Consider the following 13510-nt stretch of genomic DNA (forward strand, 5'->3'; position numbering starts at 1 on the left):
CTCGCCACAGAACCGCAGCAAGCGGACGACAACCGGAGGAACGTTCATGGATAATCGCATCACCCGCCGCACGCTCGGTGCCCTGCTGGTCTCGGCCGGCATGGCATTGTCGCTGCCGGCCTACGCGCAGAACGAGATCAAGATCGGCTACAATGCCGACCAGTCGGCTTCGGGCGCAGCCGAGCTCGGCCTCTCCGGTCTCTACGGCTTCCAGGCGGCGATCGACGACCTCAACGCGCAGGGCGGCGTGCTCGGCCGCAAGGTCGTCGGCGTCGTCAGAGACGATGCCGGCGCGCCGCCGAAGTCGATCCAGAACATGAACGAGCTGATCGACAACGAGAAGGTCGCCGCCGTGGTCGGCCCGACCAATTCCGGCAATGCGCTCGCCTGGCTGCATATCCCGCAGCAGAAGAAGGTGCCGGTGATCTCGCATGTCGCGACCGCGACCGACATCACCGCCCGCTACGCCAAGGAGCCGCAGAACTACATCTTCCGCGTCTCGATGGTCGACCGCGAGCAGCTCGCTCTGCTCGCCGCCTATGCGGTCAAGGCCTCGAAGACCAAGAACGTCGCGATCATCGCCGATACCACCGGCTACGGCCAGGCCGCGACCAAGGATCTGCAGGAGATCCTGACCCTGCACGGCATCAAGCCGGTCGGCATCGAGAAGTTCGGGCCGAAGGACACCGACATGACCTCGCAGCTCGCCAAGCTGAAGGCGGCCGGCGCCGACATGATCATCACCGGCTCGCTGGCGGACGCGACCGCGCAGGTACTGAAGAGCATGGAGAAGATGGACTATTACCCCGGCCTGCTCTCGACCTGGGGCTCGATCAACACGCCGCTGGTCAACATCGCCGGGCCCAAGCTCGCCGAGAAGACCGTCTTCGCAGCCTCGACCACGGAAGACGCCAGCGACCGGGCCGCGGCGCTGCACAAGCGCCTCGTCGCCAAGCATCCGAACATGCCGGCCTTCGTCTCGGCCGCGCAGGGCTATGACGCGGTGATGCTGATCGCCGCCGCGATCAAGCAGGCCGACGGCACGGACGGCCCGAAGCTGCAGGCTGCGCTCGAGAACCTCGGCGCCGTGCAGGGCATCATCAAGAAATACGAGAAGCCCTTCAGCAAGGAGCAGCACGAGGCGCTCGGCGTCGCCGACTTCCACCTGGCGCAGTGGAAGGATGGCCGTGTCGTCAAGCTCGACGACCCGGTGGTCAAGGGCCTGACGGCGGCCGACCTGAAGCGCTGAGCGCCCTCATCGAACTCATCCCGTCATGGTCGGCCTCGTGCCGACCATCCACGTCTTCGCTTGATCGATCGAGAGCGGTGTTCAAGACGTGGATGCTCGCCACAAGGGCGAGCATGACGAAGCTGGAACGGCTTGGCTCGTCATAACGGAGAGACGATGACGGCATTCCTTCAGGCTCTGGCCAGCGGTCTGGCGCTGGGCGCGATCTACGGGCTGATCGCGCTCGGCTTCAACATCACCTACGCCACGACCAAGACCTTCAATTTCGGCCAGGGCGCCTTTCTCGTTCCCGGCAGCCTGGTCGGCGTTTCACTCTTGCTGCTGGCGGCGGGCAAGCCGCATTTCGGCAACCTCACCCAGGCCGAGATGACGATGACGGCCTATGTGCTGGCGACGGTGGCCAGCGTCGTCGTGGTCGGCGCGATCGGCATCGCGCTCTACTATTGCGCGATCAAGCCCTTCGTCGGCGCCGGCGGCCTCAACTGGGTGCTGAGCACGATCGGCTTCGGCATCATCATGCAGAACACCGCGCTGGCGATCTGGGGCCCGGCCTCGATCGCGGTGCCCTCGCCGCTCGGCAGCGATGTCTGGCGCATCGCAGGCGCCGGCATCCGGCCGCAGGAGGTGCTGATCGCCGTCGTCGCGGTCGCCGTCATGGTCGGGCTCGACATCGTCCTGCGCAAGACCCGCTTCGGCAAGGCATTGCGCGCCGTCGCCTTCAACCCGCAGGCGGCCGCGATCGTCGGCATCAATGTCGAGACGATCGTCATCCTTGCCTTCGTCATCTCCTCGGCGCTCGCCGGGCTCGCCGGCATCCTGATCGCGCCGATCACCACGGCGTCCGTCTTCATCGGCCTCGGCATCGCGCTGAAGGCCTTCTCGGCCGCGATCGTCGGCGGCCTGACCAGTCCGCGCGGCTGCATGCTCGGCGGCTTCCTGCTGGGGATCGTCGAGGCGCTGGTCGGGCTCTGGCGCGCCGAGATGCGCGAGATCACCATCTTCCTGCTGATCATCATCGTCCTCGTCGTCCGCCCGAGCGGTCTGATGGGCGCGCGCAGCGTGGAGAAAATCTGATGCCGGCGTTCGCCCATGCCATCGGGCTGGCGGCGCTGGCGGTAGCGCTCGCGCTCGTGCCCCTGTTCGGCTTCAACGATTTCTACCTGCAGATCCTGTTCACGATCGGAGTGAACTATCTCGCCGCGGCCGGACTCAACGTGCTCGTCGGCTATGCCGGCCAGAAATCGCTGGGCCATGCCGGGCTCTTCGCCGTGGGCGCCTATACGGCTGCGATCGCCAACATCGAATGGGGCCTCTCGCCCTGGCTCTCGCTGCTGCTGGCCTGCGGCTTCGGCGCGGTCTTCGGCCTCGTCATCGCCATGCCCTCGGTGCGCGTCTCGGGCCCCAGCCTTGCCATGGTGACGATCGGCTTCGGCATCGTCGTCGAGAAGATCGTCACGGAATGGACTGACATCTTCAAGGGCCAGGCCGGCTTCTACGGCATCAGCGCGCCATCCATAGCCGGCGTCAGCTTCACCAACCTGCACTGGGTCTGGTTCGTCGGCGCGCTCTGCATCGCCACCCATCTGACGCTGCGCTCGCTGCTCGCCGGCCGTTATGGCCGTGCTTTCCTCGCCGTGCAGATGGCCGAGCCGGCGGCGCAATCGGTCGGCATCTCCGTGGTGCGAGCCAAGACGCTCGCCTTCGTGATCTCGGCGGTGACCTGTGCGCTCGCCGGCGCCGTCGTCGCGCAGCAGAACCAGTATTTCAACTCCGACTTCATCACCTTCAACCTGTCGATCTTCCTGCTGGTCGTGGTGATCTTCGGCGGCTCGGGTTCGCTCTACGGGCCGCTCTTCGGCGCGGTGATCCTGACCCTGCTCGACGCCTGGCTGGCGCGCTGGCCGGCCCTGCAGCACTTCACCTATGGCGCGCTCTTGTTGTTCTCGCTCTATCTGATGCCGAACGGGATTGCTGGGGCGGTCTCCGGCCTCGCCGCACGCTGGCGGCAGCGCAAGGCGGCGGCGCCCAACATGCCCGGCGACAGCGTCCTGTCGGCGAAGTCAGCGGCGGCGGCCGGCGGCGAGATCCTCGTCGTCAAGGATCTCTACAAGGCCTATGGCGGCATCGTGCCGGTCCGCAACGTCTCCTTCACGATCAGCGCCGGCAAGGTCCATGCGCTGATCGGCCCGAACGGCGCCGGCAAGACGACGCTGCTCAACCTGCTCTCCGGCCACGTCGCGCCGGGCAGCGGTTCGATCCGCTTCGAGGAAGAGGAGATCGCCGGCTGGCCGGCGCACCGCGTCGCCGCGCTCGGCATCGCCCGCACCTTCCAGAACCTCAAGCTGTTCGGCGAACTCTCGGCGCTCGACAACGTCCTGCTTGGCGCCCACCGCCATATCGAGACCGGGTTTGCCGCTTCATTGCTCGGCCTGCCATCGAGCCGCCAGGCGGAGGCCACGGCCCGGGCAGATGCGCTGGCGCTGCTCAGCGATCTCGGCCTCAGCGAGCGCACCAATGAGCCGGCAAAGAGTCTTCCCTACGGCCTGCAGCGGCGGCTCGAGATCGCCCGCGCCCTCGCCTCGAAACCCAAGCTGCTGCTGCTCGACGAGCCGGCGGCAGGCTTGAACCCGCAGGAGACGCATGAGCTCGGCGAGGTCATCCGCCGCATCCAGCAGGCCGGCGTCACCGTGCTGCTGATCGAGCACCATATGGACCTGGTCATGGGCATCTCGCAGCATGTGCTGGTGCTCGATTATGGCGCGCTGATCGCCGAGGGGCGCCCTGAGGCGATCCGGCAGAACCCGAAGGTCATCGCGGCCTATCTCGGCGCCGATGACGAAGCCGCCCTGACCGGAGACGCCGCATGACCATGCTCGCGATCGAAGGGCTCAAGGTCCGCTATGGTGCGGTCGAGGCGCTGAAGGGCATCTCGCTGCAGGTCGGGCAAGGCGAGGTCGTCACGCTGATCGGCGGCAACGGCGCCGGCAAGTCGACGCTGATGCGCGCGATCGGCGGGCTGGTGAAGGTCGCCAACGGCACGATCCGCTTCGAGGGCAACGACATCACCGGCATCCGGGGGCATGACTGCGTCCGCCTCGGCATCGGCCATTCGCCGGAAGGGCGCCTCGTCTTCGGCGATCAGAGCGTGCGCGACAATCTCGTGCTCGGTGCGTATGCACGCCGCGACGAGGATGGCATCGCCAGCGATATCGCGCGCTATTTCGCCGTCTTCCCGCGTCTCGCTGAGCGGCAGGACCAGCTTGCCGGCACGCTCTCGGGCGGCGAGCAGCAGATGCTGGCGATCGCGCGCGCCTTGATGGCGCGCCCGAAACTTCTCCTGCTTGACGAACCCTCGCTCGGCCTTGCCCCCCTGATCGTGCGGGAGGTGTTCTCGGTGATCCGCCGGCTGCGCCAAGAGGGCATGACGATCCTGCTGGTCGAGCAGATGGCCAACCAGGCGCTCGCCATCGCCGACCGCGCCTATGTCATCGAGACCGGCATGATCACGCTCGAAGGCACCGGCGCCGAGCTGCTGCGCGACGAGCGCGTCCGCTCGGCCTACCTCGGTGCCTGAGATGGCTGACAGCGTCACCATCGTCGAGGTTGGCCCGCGCGACGGCCTGCAGAACGAGAAGGCCGAGATCGCCACCGCGGACAAGCTCGCGCTGATCGGCAAGCTCGCCGATGCCGGCCTGTCCCGGATCGAGGCGACGGCCTTCGTCTCGCCGCGCTGGGTGCCGCAAATGGCCGACCACGAGGCGGTGATGCGCGGCGTCGATCGGCGGCCCGGCGTGACCTATTCCGCCCTGGTCCCCAATGAGAAAGGCGCCGAGGCCGCGTTCGCCGCCGGTGCCCAGGCGCTCGCCGTGTTCACCGCGGCGTCCGAAAGCTTCTGCCGGAAGAACACCAACTGCTCGGTCGCGGAGAGCATCGAGCGCTTCCGGCCGGTGATGGTGCTGGCAGCGCGTGCCGGCGTGCCGGTGCGCGGCTATGTCTCCTGCGCGCTCGACTGCCCCTATGAAGGGGAGATCGCTCCCGAGGCGGTCGCAACGGTCACGGCCGAGCTGCTGGCGCTCGGCTGCAGCGAGATCGCCCTGTCTGACACGCTCGGCCGCGGCACGCCGGAACGGACGGCGGCGATGGTCGCGGCAGCGTTGCGGCGGGCGCCGGCGACGATGCTGGCCGGGCATTTCCACGACACATCGGGTCGCGCCGTCGCCAATGTCGCGGCGGCCTGGGAGCTGGGCCTGCGCGTTTTCGACGGCTCTGTCGGTGGTCTTGGCGGCTGTCCCTATGCGCCCGGCGCAGCCGGCAATCTCGCGACGGAGCGGCTTGTCGCGCATTTCGAGGCCAAAGGCATCGCGACCGGGATCGATCTCGCTAGCCTGCGCAGGGCCGCAGAAGGAATCGCCAGGCGCATTGATCGAGCGTGAACGCCGTTCCAGGCCCGGTCAGCTCGCGCCCGGTATGGTCGAGGCGCGACTCTCCTCAACCGTCCAGTCGCGGAAGGCCAGCATGGCCGGCGTCAGCGAGCGTGATTGCAGCCAGGTGAGCCAATAGCTGCCGAGCGAGACCTCGATCGGGAAAGGCCGGACCAGCCGGCCGGCTTCGAAATAGCGCGTGAACAACAGCGCAGGCACGAGCGCGATGCCCTCGCCAGCGGCCGCAACCTCGGCCAGGGCGATCGAGCTGTCGAAGACCGGCCCGCGTGCCTGCAGGGGCTCGATCCCGGCTGCCTCGCTCCACAGCTTCCATTCGTCGGCGCGATAGGAACGCAACAGGAGCTGCTCCGAGAGATCGGCCGGCTGGCAGAGAACACCGGCTGTCGCAGGTGCGCAGACCGGCGTCATCGGCGCCTCGAACAGGCGCAGCGCCGCCGTGCCGTGCCAGGCACCGCCACCGAAGCGCAGGGCGTAGTCGAGCCCCTCGGCAGCGAGATCGACGCGGTTGTTGTTGGTGGTAAGGCGTAGATCGATCTCCGGATGGGCCTGGCGGAAGCCGGCCAGGCGCGGCAGCAGCCAGCCGAGCGCGAAAGTGCCGACTGCGCCGACATTCAGAACCTCGACCGGCCGCCCGGTCTCGAAGCGCTCGAGCAGTCCGGCGATCCGGTCGAAGCTCTCGCGCAGCGTCGGCAGCAGGCCGCGGCCTTCATCCGTCAACGCAAGGCCGCGTGGCAGGCGGCGGAAGAGCTCGACGCCGAGGCGTTCCTCCAGCCCCTTCACCTGATGGCTGATCGCTGCCTGGGTGACGCAGAGCTCGATCGCGGCACGCGTGAAGCTGAGATGGCGGGCCGAGGCCTCGAAGGCGCGCAGCGCGTTCAGTGGCAGATGCGGACGGAGCATGGTCGGGCCTTAGGAAATCTAATGGCTCCGTAGAGATATCATCGTTTGCGATTGGGCAAGCCCGCGACGAGAACGGTGGTGGGCACCGCCCCGCTGCGTGGAACGCGGCGTCCTCACCAGAACTGATTTCCGCCTCCCGCGCCGCATCCGCTCGTGCGCGCTGGCTTTCGCATGGAGACAACCGATGATCCGACGCCGTGAGCTGCTGATCGGCTCCCTGATGGCCGCGCCCATGCTGGGCGGCCTGTCCGCCTTCGCCCAAGGACGCGAGGAGGAGGTGCGTGAGGCGCTGTTCGCACTGGACCGCAAGCATGGCGGGCGGCTCGGCGTCGCCATCCTCGACAGCGGCAGCGGACATGTCATCGCCCATCGCGGCGAAGAGCGCTTCGCCATGTGCAGCACGTTCAAATTCGTCGCCGCGGCCTGCGTGCTGGCGCGGGTCGACCGCGGCGAGGAGGAGCTCGAACGGCGCGTAAGCTACAGCAAGGCTGATCTGATCACCTATTCGCCGGTGACCGAGAAGCATGTCGAGAAGGGCCTGACCATGGCCGAACTCTGCGATGCGGCGGTCACGCTGAGCGACAACACGGCTGGCAATCTGTTGCTCGATTCCTTCGGTGGGCCGAAAGGGCTGACGGACTATATGCGTTCGCTCGGCGACGAGGCTTCGCGGCTCGACCGGCGCGAACCGGAGCTCAACGAGGCGAGGCCCGGCGATCCGCGTGACACGACGACGCCGGTCGCGATGGCCGGCGTGCTGCGCCAGATTGTGCTCGGCGGAGCGCTGTCGCCGGTCTCGCGCCAGCAATTGACCGCCTGGCTCGTCGCCAACAAGACCGGCGACAAGCGCCTGCGGGCCGGTGTGCCGAAGGGCTGGCGCATCGGCGAGAAGACCGGAACCGGCAACAACAACGCCACCAATGATGTCGGTGTAATCTGGCCGCCCGGACGGGCGCCGCTGATCGTCGCGGCCTATTATAGCGAGTCGCGCGGGTCCTTCCCGGAACGCGAAGCCGTGCTCGCGGAAGTCGGGCGGCTGGCGACCTCGCTCTGAACTGCAGAAAAACCCTCCGAAACGGCAGATGTCCGTCAGCCGGTTTTGAAAAATGACGTCAAACCGCTGCTTTCATGGCATGATGCTCGATGTGTCTGCATGGCCTGGAGGATCTGACGATGCGTGCAAGATGGCTCATCGCATTGGGGCTGGCAGCCGCTCTTGGCGGCTGCATGACCGCCGCCGAGCAGCGCACAGCCGATGAAGCGCGTTGCCGCTCCTATGGCTTCCGGCCAGGAGCGGAAAGCTTCGCCAACTGTCTGATGGAGGTCGATCTCGACCGCTCGGCCTCGCGGCGGGCGCGGCTGGAAGGGTCCGGCTTCTACGGGCCGTATTGGGGGCCGTGGCCTTATCGGCGCTGGTGAGAGCCGCTATTCCGCATCGGCCTGACGATCGGGCGTGGCATTGCGAAAAGCGGGAAGCTCCATAGCCGCCGCCTCGGCCCGGAGCAGGCGCGGGAACTGCGCCACGTCGACCTTGAAGCGCCGGGCATTGCCGAGCTGCGGCACCAGGCAGATGTCGGCGAGGCTGGGCTGCGCGCCGAAGCAGAACGGGCCCGGATTGTCGGCCGCGAGCTGCTCGCAGGCGGAGAGCCCATCGATATTGATGTTGGCCGCCCAGGCCAGCGCGGTGTCGCCATCGTGCCCGAGCTCGCGCAGCCGGTTCAGCACCTTGAGGTTCTGCACAGGGTGGGTGTCGCAGGCGATCGCCTGAGCGAAGGCGCGGACTTTGGCGCGCTCGATCGGCCGGTTCGGGAGCAGCGCCGGTTCGGGATGCATCTCCTCGAGCCATTCGATCATGGCGAGCGACTGGGTCAGTACCGTGCCGTCGTCGAGCTCCAGCGTCGGCACCAGCCCCTGCGGGTTGAGCACGAGATAGGCAGGATCGCGCTGCTCGCCATGGCGCAGATGGTGCGAGACGTGCTCGACGTTGACGCCCTTGAGATTGAGCGCGATGCGCACGCGCCAGGCGGCCGAACTGCGGAAATAGCCGTGCAGCTTCATGATGCCGCCTCCCATCAAGGCCGGCTCAAAGCGACCGGCTTCAGAAGGTATAGCCGAGGCGTGCGCCGAAATTCGAGGGGCCGCGCGGATTGCCGGCATTGGCAACTGGGTTATCGGAGCAGCCGGTGGTGCTGAAATGCTCCAGCGTCGCGATCAGGCTCCAGCGGTCGCTGAGGCGGAAACCGAGCGCGGCCGCGCCGCGGGCACCGGTGTTGCAGCCGACATTCAGGCGGTTCTCGGGGATGACGGCACCGGTCTTGCCGTTATTGAGGGCGGCGCCGAGGCTCGCTTCGACGAAGACGGATTGTGAGACGTCGAAGGTCCAGGTCGCGCCGGCATAGGCGTATTGCGTGCCGTTGACGTTCAAGCTGGAGCCGAGGTGGAAGCGCGGCATGAAAGCGTTGGCGAGGCGGTCGTTCAGCGTGGCGACACGCGGCGTCAGGATCTCGCCGCCGAGGTTCAGAAGCCCGCTCTCGCGACCGCCAGGATTGGCGGCGCCGAGGCCGAAGCGCGCCTCCCAGGCAGGAGCCGGTGCTTCCGCCGCCGGCGCATAGCCGAGCGCGCGATTGCCGCCGCGGTCGCTCTGCGCCAGGGCGGGCGCGGAGAGGACCGAGAGAGCTACGAACAGCGACGCGACGCGAACCATGGTGGACGGGTGGGTTTCGACGGAGGTTTTAAAGGTTGAAAAAGCGCAGAGAGTGGTGGCCGCAATGTGACGATGTCGCCCTTGCGCACCGGAGAATGATCAGCCGGCACGCCACCAGAGCACGCCGAGGATCACCAGGATCGCAATGAACTGCAGCACCACGCGCAGCCGCATCAGCCTCTGCGAGGTGTTGGCACTGCCACCGCGCAGCATGTTGACTAGGCCGAGCAGCAGCACGACGGCGACGGCGCCGACAGCGATCGGAACGAGGGCGGAGGAGACGTTCATTGCCGTGGTTTAATCCTCGCTACGGCGCTTGACCAGCACGACCGTGGCGGCGAAGCGCCACAGCGCGGGATAAGTTCGGCCTAGCGATAGCGCCGCTGCACGACCAGGTTGGCGGCGATGGTGAGCAGCAGCGTGGCCGTCATCAGGATGAAGGAGATCGCGCCGCCAAAGGGCCAGTTGTTCTGTTGGGCGAACTGGCCGTAGACCAGCGGGCCCATGGTCTGGAATTTCGGGCCGCCGAGCAGGACCGGCGTGGCGTAGGCGTTCATCGCCAGGATGAAGGTCAGGATCGTGCCGGCGAGGATGCCGGGCATGGCGAGCGGCCAGAGCACGCGGGCGAACATTGCCGCCGGGCCGGCGCCGAGGCTGAAGGCGGCTTCCTCGACATTGCGGTTGATGCCCTCGATCACGCTCTGCAGCGTCAGCACCATGAAGGGCAGGTTGACCGCGATGATGCCGATGATCACGGCGGTCTCGGTGAACATGATCTCGAGCGGCTGGTCGATCAGGCCAAGGCCCATCAGCGAGGCGTTGAGCGCGCCCTTGCTGCCGAAGGCGGTCATCCAGCCGGCGGCGCGTACGGCATTGCCGACGAAGAGCGGCAGCACCACCAGCATGATCAGGAGATTCTTGAAGCGGCTCTCGGTACGCGCCAGCACATAGGCGAGCGGGAAGCCCATGATCAGGCAGACGATGGTGCAGACCACCGCGACGCGGACCGTGCGCCAGAGCACGTTGAGATAGAAGCCGTCGGTGAAGAACTTGACGTAGTTCTCGATCGTCAGCCCGTCGACCATGAACTGGCCAGGAATGAACTGATTGAGCGAATAGCGAAACAGGATCGCGATCGGGCCGATCAGCCCGATCGCGACGAAGATCGTCGCCGGGACGACGAGCATCCCGGCGAGGCTGGTGCGGGCACCCGCGACTGGTTCGGGGGCGATGCTCACCCCTTGAACACCTTGTCCCACCACTCCTTCATCGCCGAGTCGTTCTTGGCGAGGAAGGCGTAGTCGAGATCCTTGATGCGCTTCTCCTCCTCGGGCGTGAAGCCGATGCGCTTCTGCAGGTCGGGCGCGACGGAGAGGCCGGAGACCGTGCCGTTATAGCCCATGTCGACGGCAAAGGCCTCCTGCGGCTCCTTGGCGAGCATGGCGTTCATATAGGCGTAGGCGTTGTCCTTGTTCGGGGCGTTCTTGGCGATGACGAAGCCCGAGACATAAGCCGGGATGCCCTCGACCGGCGAGACCGCCTCGCAGGGAATGCCGGCGTTCTGCCACTGCACCACACGCGCCTTCCAGATCGCGCTGATGCCGACCTCTTCGTTCTTCATCGCCTGGGCGAAGGCCTCGTTGGTCGGGTAGACGCGCGCACCGGCCTTCTTGACCGCGAGGAGAACCTCCTTGGCCTTGTCCATATCATTCATGCTCGCGCCGCCGGTGGCGGCCATCGAGGCGGCGATCATGATCGCCTGGTACTGGATGTCGATGAAGCCGATCTTGTTGCCCCATTGCGGGTTGAGCCAGTCCTTGAAGCCGACTGGGGCCGGGCTGATCAGCTTGGGATTGTAGATGACGACGTTGCCGGAATAGATGTGCCCGATGCCGTACGGGTACTTCATCGTCGGCAGCAGGTTCTTGGCGTTCGGGATCTTGGAGTAGTCGAGCGTCTCGGCGACGCCGGCCTCGTTCATCTCGAACATGTTGGCGGCCGAGAAGCCCTGAATGTCGACCGTGCCGCGCGGCAGGCGGCGTTCGGCTACCATCTTGGCGCGGCGCGGCGCATCGCCGGCCTGGTCCTGCACCACTTCGAGGCCCTTGGGCTTGAGCAGCGGGTCCTCGATGTTCTTGGTCAGCAGGCGGGCATAGTCGCCACCCCAGGTGCCGACCACGACTTTGCCGGCCGATTGCGCCTGCGCGCGCCCGCCGAGCGCCGGCATGGCGACTGCGGCGCCGGCGCCAACGGCCAGGCCTTTCAGGACATCGCGTCTGTCGATCTTTTTCATGTTCGTTCCCCTGTTGGACGCCTTTCGAGCCAGCCTAAAGCTCGCGCGGATAGACGAGCCCGGCGTCTTCGGCCCAGCCTATCGTGATCACGTCGCCCGGCTTTGGTTCGGCCGCGCCGGGGCGGTTGGGCACCTGCAGCAGAATGCGGTCCTGCTCGGTCAGCCGGACGTCGATGTCGAGCAGCGCGCCGAGATAGGAGACGTGCTCGACCCTTGCCGGGAAGCGGTTGGCGCAGCTCTCCGCCTCCGCACCGATCGCAAGACGCTCCGGCCGCAGTGCCAGCGTCGCCGGCCCTGCTGCTGCCGCCTTGCAGGTGATGTCGAGGCCGCCGCCGCTGCGGAAACGCCCGCCCGTCGCCTCGCCGTCGAGGAAGGCGCTGCGACCGATGAAGCCGGCGACGAAGCGGTCGGCCGGTCTCTCGTAGAGCTCGCGCTGCGTGCCGATCTGGCGGACCTTGCCCTTCTCCATCACCACCAGCCGGTCGGCCATGGTGAGGGCCTCCTCCTGGTCGTGCGTGACCATGATCGTGGTCAGGCCGAGCTTGCGCTGGAGGTCGCGGATCTCGACGCGGACTTCCTGGCGCAATTTGGCGTCGAGATTGGAGAGCGGCTCGTCGAGCAGGAGGACGTCGGGCTCCGTGGCCAGCGCCCGGGCGAGCGCGACGCGCTGCTGCTGGCCTCCGGAGAGCTGGCGCGGATAGCGCTCGTCCAGGCCGGTCAGGCGCACGAGCCGCAAGGCTTCGGTGACGCGTGGGGCGCGATCGGCCGGCGCGATCTTGCGCATCTCCAGGCCGAAGGCGACGTTCTCGGCGACCGTCATATGCGGGAAGAGCGCGTAGGACTGGAAGACCAGGCCGCAATTGCGCTTCCAGGGCGGCAAGTTGGTGACGTCGCGCTCGCCGATGGTGATCTTGCCTGCCGTCGGCTGGATGAAGCCGGCGACCATGCGCAAGGTCGTGGTCTTGCCGCAGCCGGAGGGGCCGAGCAGGACGAGGAACTCGCCCTCGGCGATATCGATGCTGCAATCGTCGACGGCGGTGAACTCGCCATAGACCTTGCGCAGGTGGTCGATCGACAATCTGGCCATCAGACCACCCGGCTCAATTTGACGTAACGGTCGGTGACGATCATCGCCGCTCCGATCAGGGCGATCTGGATGACCGAGGCGGCCGCAACCGTCGGATCGATCTTCCATTCGAGATATTGCAGGATCGCGATCGGCAACGTGGTGCGGCCGGGCCCGACCAGGAACAGGCTCATCTCCAGATTGCCGAAGGAGGTGACGAAACCGAAGAGCGAGCCGGCGACGAGGCCCGGCCGGATGCTCGGCAAGGTAACGCGCCGAAAGGTCGTCCAGGGGCCGGCGCCGAGATTTTGCGCGGCCTCCTCGATGGTGCGGTCGAAACCAGCGAGGCTCGCGGTCACCAGCTTCACTACCCAGGGGATGACGACGAGGCTATGAGCGGCGACGAGACCGCCAGCTGAACCCAGCACCGGCAGGCCGGTGGCGATCTCGGTCTCGATCTGGAAGACGTAGAGCGAGGTGCCGAGCACGATGCCGGGCATCACCAGCGGCAACAGCAGGAGCGTGTTGATGGCTGGCCCCAAGGCGATGCGATGGCGCATCAGGGCAAGGCTGGCGGGTACGCCGAGCACGAGCCCGATCAGGGTCGCGAGCACGCCGACCTGCAGGCTGAGGATGAAGCCGTCGACGAAGGGCTTGTTGTTTGCCGCCGCCTGGAACCATTTCAGCGAATAGCCCTCCGGCGGGAAGGAGGGGATCTCCTGGCGGAAGAAGGCGAGCCAGACCACGAAGAAGAGTGGCATCAGGATGAAGCCGAGCGAAAGCGTGGCCGCGCCGTTCAGCGCGATGCGTCCCAGGCTCAACCGCGCGGCGCTCAAATCGCTGCCCCCGTCATCGC

The 13510-nt window shown here is 66.9% G+C and carries 15 protein-coding genes; 7 read left to right on the plus strand and 8 right to left on the minus strand.

Annotated features, from left to right (window positions below; genetic code table 11):
- The first annotated feature begins 46 nt into the window (after positions 1 to 46).
- The 5 genes from AC07O0_RS20560 to AC07O0_RS20580 all read left to right on the plus strand — a co-directional run bounded on the left by AC07O0_RS20560 (position 47) and on the right by AC07O0_RS20580 (position 5682).
- Positions 47 to 1249, plus strand: coding sequence for an ABC transporter substrate-binding protein (locus AC07O0_RS20560; RefSeq protein WP_494625547.1), 1203 nt, complete (start codon positions 47 to 49; stop codon positions 1247 to 1249).
- 156 nt (positions 1250 to 1405) lie between these two features.
- Complete coding sequence (locus AC07O0_RS20565) at positions 1406 to 2323, plus strand: branched-chain amino acid ABC transporter permease (protein ID WP_494625548.1); 918 nt, start codon at positions 1406 to 1408, stop codon at positions 2321 to 2323.
- Complete coding sequence (locus AC07O0_RS20570; protein WP_494625549.1) at positions 2323 to 4116, plus strand: branched-chain amino acid ABC transporter ATP-binding protein/permease; 1794 nt, start codon at positions 2323 to 2325, stop codon at positions 4114 to 4116. The genes AC07O0_RS20565 and AC07O0_RS20570 overlap by 1 nt, the downstream gene beginning before the upstream one ends.
- A complete protein-coding gene (locus AC07O0_RS20575) occupies positions 4113 to 4823 on the plus strand; it encodes an ABC transporter ATP-binding protein (protein WP_494625550.1) in 711 nt (236 codons plus the stop codon). Before AC07O0_RS20570 ends, AC07O0_RS20575 begins: the two co-directional genes overlap by 4 nt.
- A 1-nt stretch (position 4824) precedes the next feature.
- A complete protein-coding gene (locus AC07O0_RS20580; RefSeq protein WP_494625551.1) occupies positions 4825 to 5682 on the plus strand; it encodes a hydroxymethylglutaryl-CoA lyase in 858 nt (285 codons plus the stop codon).
- Between the two features lie 18 nt (positions 5683 to 5700).
- Here the strand turns inward: AC07O0_RS20580 and AC07O0_RS20585 are convergent, their stop codons facing one another.
- Complete coding sequence (locus tag AC07O0_RS20585) at positions 5701 to 6591, minus strand: LysR substrate-binding domain-containing protein (RefSeq protein ID WP_494625552.1); 891 nt, start codon at positions 6589 to 6591, stop codon at positions 5701 to 5703.
- 184 nt (positions 6592 to 6775) lie between these two features.
- Between AC07O0_RS20585 and bla the strand changes: the two genes are divergently transcribed.
- Together bla and AC07O0_RS20595 are read left to right on the plus strand one after the other, a co-directional pair.
- On the plus strand, positions 6776 to 7645 hold the full coding sequence (bla, locus tag AC07O0_RS20590; RefSeq protein ID WP_494625553.1) for a class A beta-lactamase: 870 nt from the start codon (positions 6776 to 6778) through the stop codon (positions 7643 to 7645).
- A 113-nt stretch (positions 7646 to 7758) separates the two neighbouring features.
- Positions 7759 to 8010, plus strand: a complete 252-nt coding sequence (locus AC07O0_RS20595) for a hypothetical protein (protein WP_494625861.1) — start codon at positions 7759 to 7761, stop codon at positions 8008 to 8010.
- Positions 8011 to 8016: 6 nt separating this feature from the next.
- Here the strand turns inward: AC07O0_RS20595 and maiA are convergent, their stop codons facing one another.
- From maiA to AC07O0_RS20630, 7 genes are all read right to left on the minus strand, one after another.
- The gene (gene maiA / locus AC07O0_RS20600; RefSeq protein WP_494625554.1) at positions 8017 to 8649 is read right to left on the minus strand and encodes a maleylacetoacetate isomerase; all 633 of its coding nucleotides are present in this window, start codon (positions 8647 to 8649) and stop codon (positions 8017 to 8019) included.
- Between the two features lie 40 nt (positions 8650 to 8689).
- Positions 8690 to 9295: an acyloxyacyl hydrolase gene (locus AC07O0_RS20605; protein WP_494625555.1), complete on the minus strand. Its 606-nt coding sequence runs from the start codon at positions 9293 to 9295 to the stop codon at positions 8690 to 8692.
- 99 nt (positions 9296 to 9394) lie between these two features.
- Complete coding sequence (locus AC07O0_RS20610) at positions 9395 to 9583, minus strand: twin transmembrane helix small protein (protein ID WP_129157491.1); 189 nt, start codon at positions 9581 to 9583, stop codon at positions 9395 to 9397.
- An 80-nt stretch (positions 9584 to 9663) separates the two neighbouring features.
- Positions 9664 to 10533 (minus strand): ABC transporter permease, encoded by an 870-nt coding sequence (locus tag AC07O0_RS20615; protein WP_494625556.1) that lies wholly within the window; start codon positions 10531 to 10533, stop codon positions 9664 to 9666.
- Entirely contained in the window at positions 10530 to 11588 is a 1059-nt protein-coding gene (locus AC07O0_RS20620) for an ABC transporter substrate-binding protein (RefSeq protein ID WP_494625557.1), read from the minus strand. The genes AC07O0_RS20615 and AC07O0_RS20620 overlap by 4 nt, the downstream gene beginning before the upstream one ends.
- Before the next feature lie 34 nt (positions 11589 to 11622).
- Positions 11623 to 12675 carry an ABC transporter ATP-binding protein gene (locus tag AC07O0_RS20625; protein WP_494625558.1) on the minus strand — a complete coding sequence of 351 codons (1053 nt, stop codon included), beginning with the start codon at positions 12673 to 12675 and terminating at the stop codon, positions 11623 to 11625.
- Positions 12675 to 13475 carry an ABC transporter permease gene (locus AC07O0_RS20630; protein WP_494625559.1) on the minus strand — a complete coding sequence of 267 codons (801 nt, stop codon included), beginning with the start codon at positions 13473 to 13475 and terminating at the stop codon, positions 12675 to 12677. The genes AC07O0_RS20625 and AC07O0_RS20630 overlap by 1 nt, the downstream gene beginning before the upstream one ends.
- Positions 13476 to 13510: the final 35 nt, after the last annotated feature.

The organism is Allobosea sp. GW821-FHT10B12 (assembly GCF_059415545.1).

What these genes read in the sequence shown, in the direction of transcription:
- AC07O0_RS20580 (WP_494625551.1), top strand. Translation starts at nt 4,825, where the DNA reads ATGGCTGACAGCGTCACCATCGTCGAGGTTGGCCCGCGCGACGGCCTG.
- AC07O0_RS20605 (WP_494625555.1), bottom strand. Translation starts at nt 9,295, where the DNA reads ATGGTTCGCGTCGCGTCGCTGTTCGTAGCTCTCTCGGTCCTCTCCGCG.
- AC07O0_RS20610 (WP_129157491.1), bottom strand. Translation starts at nt 9,583, where the DNA reads ATGAACGTCTCCTCCGCCCTCGTTCCGATCGCTGTCGGCGCCGTCGCC.
- AC07O0_RS20570 (WP_494625549.1), top strand. Translation starts at nt 2,323, where the DNA reads ATGCCGGCGTTCGCCCATGCCATCGGGCTGGCGGCGCTGGCGGTAGCG.
- AC07O0_RS20575 (WP_494625550.1), top strand. Translation starts at nt 4,113, where the DNA reads ATGACCATGCTCGCGATCGAAGGGCTCAAGGTCCGCTATGGTGCGGTC.
- AC07O0_RS20625 (WP_494625558.1), bottom strand. Translation starts at nt 12,675, where the DNA reads ATGGCCAGATTGTCGATCGACCACCTGCGCAAGGTCTATGGCGAGTTC.
- AC07O0_RS20585 (WP_494625552.1), bottom strand. Translation starts at nt 6,591, where the DNA reads ATGCTCCGTCCGCATCTGCCACTGAACGCGCTGCGCGCCTTCGAGGCC.
- AC07O0_RS20560 (WP_494625547.1), top strand. Translation starts at nt 47, where the DNA reads ATGGATAATCGCATCACCCGCCGCACGCTCGGTGCCCTGCTGGTCTCG.
- AC07O0_RS20620 (WP_494625557.1), bottom strand. Translation starts at nt 11,588, where the DNA reads ATGAAAAAGATCGACAGACGCGATGTCCTGAAAGGCCTGGCCGTTGGC.
- maiA (WP_494625554.1), bottom strand. Translation starts at nt 8,649, where the DNA reads ATGAAGCTGCACGGCTATTTCCGCAGTTCGGCCGCCTGGCGCGTGCGC.
- AC07O0_RS20565 (WP_494625548.1), top strand. Translation starts at nt 1,406, where the DNA reads ATGACGGCATTCCTTCAGGCTCTGGCCAGCGGTCTGGCGCTGGGCGCG.
- bla (WP_494625553.1), top strand. Translation starts at nt 6,776, where the DNA reads ATGATCCGACGCCGTGAGCTGCTGATCGGCTCCCTGATGGCCGCGCCC.